The following is a 3,838-nucleotide window of genomic DNA, read 5'->3' as shown; positions in this document are numbered from 1 at the left end:
ATGCGTAGCCGTGTGATTTGCCACCTTCCTTTTCGCTCCCCAACCACGGGTTACCCGGTACCGGGACGAACGCGACGTTAGCGGCAAGACATATTTCTTGGATCTCGTCGCGCGCTGACAGGTTCGATGAATTGTCAGCAATGACATGAATGGCGTCACGCACAAAGCGCCCAATGAGTTTGGTTTGCCAGTCGATCACTTGAGGATCATTAAAGCTGATCGTAATCAGCACCTTTCGGCCTTGCAGGCGGGGTAGCGGAACAGGTTGGGCGTTCCTGGTGAGGGCGGCCACTTCGCGGAGTTGGTAGCGCAGGTGATTCTTCCGATCGATGACCGGCCGCAATCTCAGCCATTCACGGGCAGAATACTTCACCAAAGAGCGTGGCATGCCTGATTCTCAAGTCACCCGCGTTAAAGTCTCGTTCTGGTGCTTAGCGATGAAATCGGCGACTGAATTGTGGAAGTCGGGCATGGCGGCTTCAATCTTGTCGTCGCTCCAGTCCCACCACCGAATGGCAAGCAGATCGGCTATTACTTCTGGCTCGAACCGATGCCTGATCAACCTCGCCGGGTTGCCCGCAACGACTCCGTAGGGTGGCACGTCCTTCGTGACCACCGAGCCAGCACCAACTATTGCTCCGTGACCGATGGTGACGCCGGAAAGCACGATGGCGCGCGAGCCTATCCACACATCGTTGCCGACAGTGATCGGCCCCTTGGTGAGATCCCTGTCGGCGCCTGCGAAAGGATAAGTAGACACCAGCGACATGGGATGTTCGCCGGCAGCGATAAACAATACGCCGGCAGCGATAGAGCAATAGCTACCAATCGTAACTGGCGCCTCGGCCGTCGCTTGAAAAACGTTGGCGACATCAACGCCGTAGGTCTTGCGCCCCACAGTCACGTATCTGCCTGGGTACGGCTTTCGCAAGCCTAGTTTAGTTCGCAATTCTCGGAACATCGCCATACTGCGTCGATACCTCACACAGTTAGGTCGGTACAGCCCCTGGCTCAAAGCTTAGGGGCACGTGATCAAGCAACAGATAACGAATTCTTTGTCACGGCCTTTTCGCTCTAGCGAAACAGCGTTCCAGCGTCGCTGCCCGCGCTCTGCGGTTCATTTTATGCCCGCATTTCTCAACCACAGGAGAGACTGTCATGACTGACCCCGTCTTCGGGATCACGATCCGCCGCGACGCCAACGAGGCGGCGGTGCCGTCGAATGCGCTGATGAGCGTCGTCGGCATCTGCATGCCCTTCGCCAAGGCCGCCACCGCCGCGCAGGAAGCTTTCGACGCGGCTTTCCCCGAAGGCGTCGCGGTGCGCATGAACTCCAACGACAGCACGAAGCTGGCGCTTTGCGATCTTGATTCGCTCTTCATCGACGCCGTCGAAGGCATCAATGCGCAGCTCGGCCCTTACCAGGTTGCCGCCCAGCTCGTCGTCAACCGTGTCGCCGAGGGCGATGATATCGCCGAGACGATCGCCAACATCGTCGGCTCGTCGGTCAACGGCACCGGCATCAACGCCTTCGTCAATGCGGGCGCCGATCTCGGCGTCTACCCGCGCCTCATCATGACGCCCGGTTACACGACCCAGCAGTTTGGCGCGCTGACCAGCCTTGCGCTCACCACGCAAGGGACCAACATGACCGCGGCGCCGGCCGTCGCCTTCACCGGCGGCGGCGCCGATGCCGGCAAGGTGCTGCCGACCGCGACCGCAACGGTCGAGGAACTCGCCAATGCAGTCTGCGCGGCGCTTCCCGAAGTGCTGAACAAGATCCTGGCCGTGGCGATCGTCGACGGGCCGAACGGCCTTTCCGCCTTCACCCAATGGCGCGAGACCCTGTCGTCGGACCGCCTGATCCCGGTCACGCCCGGCGTCAAGCGCATCGACAAGGATGGCGATGTCGTCACCCGGCCGGCCGCGCCGCGCATCGCCGGCGTCGCCGTGCGCCGCGACTATGAGAATGACGGCCGGCCGTTCCGCTCCTGGGCGAACCAGGCGCTCTACGGCATCGTCGGGCCCGAGCAGAACTACCGCTTCTCGCTCACCGACGGCTCGACCGAAGGGCAGGAGATACTCGCGGCTCAAGGGGGCATCATCGTGCGCGGCGACAGCGGCGACGACTTCGCCATCGCTGAGGGCGGCTTCGTCTATATCGGCACCGACAATTTGTCGGCCCAGACGATCTGGCAGCAGTATCACAAGGTGCGCGGCCGCGACTTCATCGAGCTCACCTGCCTGCGCACGCTGCGCCAGTTCCTCGGCAAGTTCAACCTGACGACCCAAACCATCCAGTCGGTCGTCAACACCGTGCACGACATCCTCGCCAAGGCGGAAGCCAATGGCGACATCCTTGGCTTCAAATGCCGCTTCGATCTGGAGCTCAACAACGCGCAGGATCTGCGCTCCGGTCACATCTATATCGACGCGCAATTCGAGGAAGCGCCGGTGTTCCGCCGCCTGACCATGACCAGCCGGCCCTATGCGCCCGCCCTGCAGGCGACGATCGACGAACTGATCGCCAGGCAGAACCTGATCTCCTGATCTGCCTCACGCCGCGCACCGGCGGCTTTGCCGCCTGCGGCTCCGGCGGGGCGCGGCATAGGCCGCGACGCCCGGTCGGGCTTGCGGGCTTCGCCCGAACCACCAAACCCTCGCAAAAGGAAGCCTCCCATGGCCGAGAAACTTCTGCTGCTCGAACAGGTCAACCTCTTCGTCGGCGACCAGGACCCCGAAGATTCGAACCACATCAAGCTCCAGTCGCTCGGGCTGCCGACGCTGGAGCAGGTGACCGTCTCGCATCTCGGCGGCGGCGCGCCGGGCGAGGTGGAGTTCGGCATGAACGCGATCAAGGCGCTGCAGCCGACCTTCAAGTTCGCCGGCTTCGCCAAGTCGAGCTATCGCGCCATGGGCGTCGGCACCAATCAGCCGCTCAACTTCACCGGCTACGGCGTGCTGAAGAACAAGCAGACCGGCGACGCCTTCCAAGCGAAGACGGTCATCCGCGGCATCGTCAGCCGCATCGCGCCGGACGCCTTCGACCGATCCTCGGCCTTCGGCCACGATCACCAGATCGGCGAGGTCACCCACTACGAGCTCTCGGTCGACAACGAGGAATGGTTCTACTGGGACTACTTCACGAGCAGGCGCCGGCAGTTCGGCGTCGACGAACTGACCAAGGCACGCGTCCTGCTGGGCATTGAATGATGGCAAGCAGTTCCAAGATGGGGAAGAACGCGATCGAGGACTTTATGACGGGCGCCGACGAGGGGCCCGTCACAGCCGCCGAAACGTCGCCGGAAGCCGCCGCCGAGGAGGGGGAAGTCTCCCTCGACCTGACCGATGTCGATTACCGCTATTGACGCTGCGGCGCGCGATCACGCGCGGCGACGGGAAGATCGCGCGGATTAGGATTCGGCCGGCCATGCTCCAGGATATCGACGACTGGTCGAATGCCGTGATCAGCAACCGCGAGCTGCTCGCACGGCTCTGCGATCTCCCCGCCGCCGTGCTGAAGAAACTCGCCTGGGATGACGCCGAGGCCTTGATGGAGATCTTCCACCAGGTCGTGCCGGAGTTCGTGTTTGCCACGCCGAAGGATGATGCCTGATGGCAAGGATGACGGCAGAGCTGGTCGTGAGCCTGCTCGATCGGGCATCGGGCAGGGCCCAGACGATCAAGCGAAATCTGACCGCTCTCCAGCGCGCGGAACGCGACGTCTACCTCGCGCGAAACAATATGCGGTTGACACGCGCGCAGGTCGCGGAAGAGCGGCTGCTGGACGCGCAGGAGGCCGAGCGGCAGAAGCGGCTCGCGCAATGGACGACGGCGG

Annotated in this window: 6 protein-coding genes and 1 pseudogene; 5 read left to right on the top strand and 2 right to left on the bottom strand. The window is 62.7% G+C overall.

Annotation, left to right across the window (positions count from 1 at the left end; genetic code table 11):
* Together EOA24_RS30185 and EOA24_RS43985 are read right to left on the bottom strand one after the other, a co-directional pair.
* Nucleotides 1-343, bottom strand: a pseudogene (locus EOA24_RS30185) (hypothetical protein); the annotation flags it as partial.
* Nucleotides 344-397: 54 nt separating this feature from the next.
* Nucleotides 398-898: a CatB-related O-acetyltransferase gene (locus tag EOA24_RS43985; protein WP_281059482.1), complete on the bottom strand. Its 501-nt coding sequence runs from the start codon at nucleotides 896-898 to the stop codon at nucleotides 398-400.
* 260 nt (nucleotides 899-1,158) lie between these two features.
* Between EOA24_RS43985 and EOA24_RS30175 the strand changes: the two genes are divergently transcribed.
* The 5 genes from EOA24_RS30175 to EOA24_RS30160 all read left to right on the top strand — a co-directional run.
* Nucleotides 1,159-2,550, top strand: coding sequence for a phage tail protein (locus tag EOA24_RS30175; protein WP_127410388.1), 1,392 nt, complete (start codon nucleotides 1,159-1,161; stop codon nucleotides 2,548-2,550).
* 129 nt (nucleotides 2,551-2,679) lie between these two features.
* On the top strand, nucleotides 2,680-3,213 hold the full coding sequence (locus EOA24_RS30170) for a phage major tail tube protein (protein WP_126082994.1): 534 nt from the start codon (nucleotides 2,680-2,682) through the stop codon (nucleotides 3,211-3,213).
* 17 nt (nucleotides 3,214-3,230) lie between these two features.
* Nucleotides 3,231-3,368: a hypothetical protein gene (locus EOA24_RS41915; RefSeq protein ID WP_189354358.1), complete on the top strand. Its 138-nt coding sequence runs from the start codon at nucleotides 3,231-3,233 to the stop codon at nucleotides 3,366-3,368.
* A 62-nt stretch (nucleotides 3,369-3,430) separates the two neighbouring features.
* Nucleotides 3,431-3,616: a hypothetical protein gene (locus EOA24_RS30165; protein ID WP_127410387.1), complete on the top strand. Its 186-nt coding sequence runs from the start codon at nucleotides 3,431-3,433 to the stop codon at nucleotides 3,614-3,616.
* Nucleotides 3,616-3,838 (top strand): hypothetical protein (locus EOA24_RS30160; protein ID WP_133374679.1); only part of this gene is annotated, 223 nt, incomplete at its 3' end. The genes EOA24_RS30165 and EOA24_RS30160, both read left to right, overlap by 1 nt.

It is taken from the genome of Mesorhizobium sp. M2A.F.Ca.ET.039.01.1.1 (genome assembly GCF_003998035.1).
GTDB lineage: Bacteria > Pseudomonadota > Alphaproteobacteria > Rhizobiales > Rhizobiaceae > Mesorhizobium.
The sequence above is the reverse complement of the archived record's forward strand: the minus strand, read 5'-3'. Positions and strand labels throughout refer to the sequence as shown.

Coding starts and splice junctions, on each gene's coding strand:
- EOA24_RS41915 (WP_189354358.1), top strand. CDS start 3,231: ATGGGGAAGAACGCGATCGAGGACTTTATGACGGGCGCCGACGAGGGG.
- EOA24_RS30175 (WP_127410388.1), top strand. CDS start 1,159: ATGACTGACCCCGTCTTCGGGATCACGATCCGCCGCGACGCCAACGAG.
- EOA24_RS30170 (WP_126082994.1), top strand. CDS start 2,680: ATGGCCGAGAAACTTCTGCTGCTCGAACAGGTCAACCTCTTCGTCGGC.
- EOA24_RS30165 (WP_127410387.1), top strand. CDS start 3,431: ATGCTCCAGGATATCGACGACTGGTCGAATGCCGTGATCAGCAACCGC.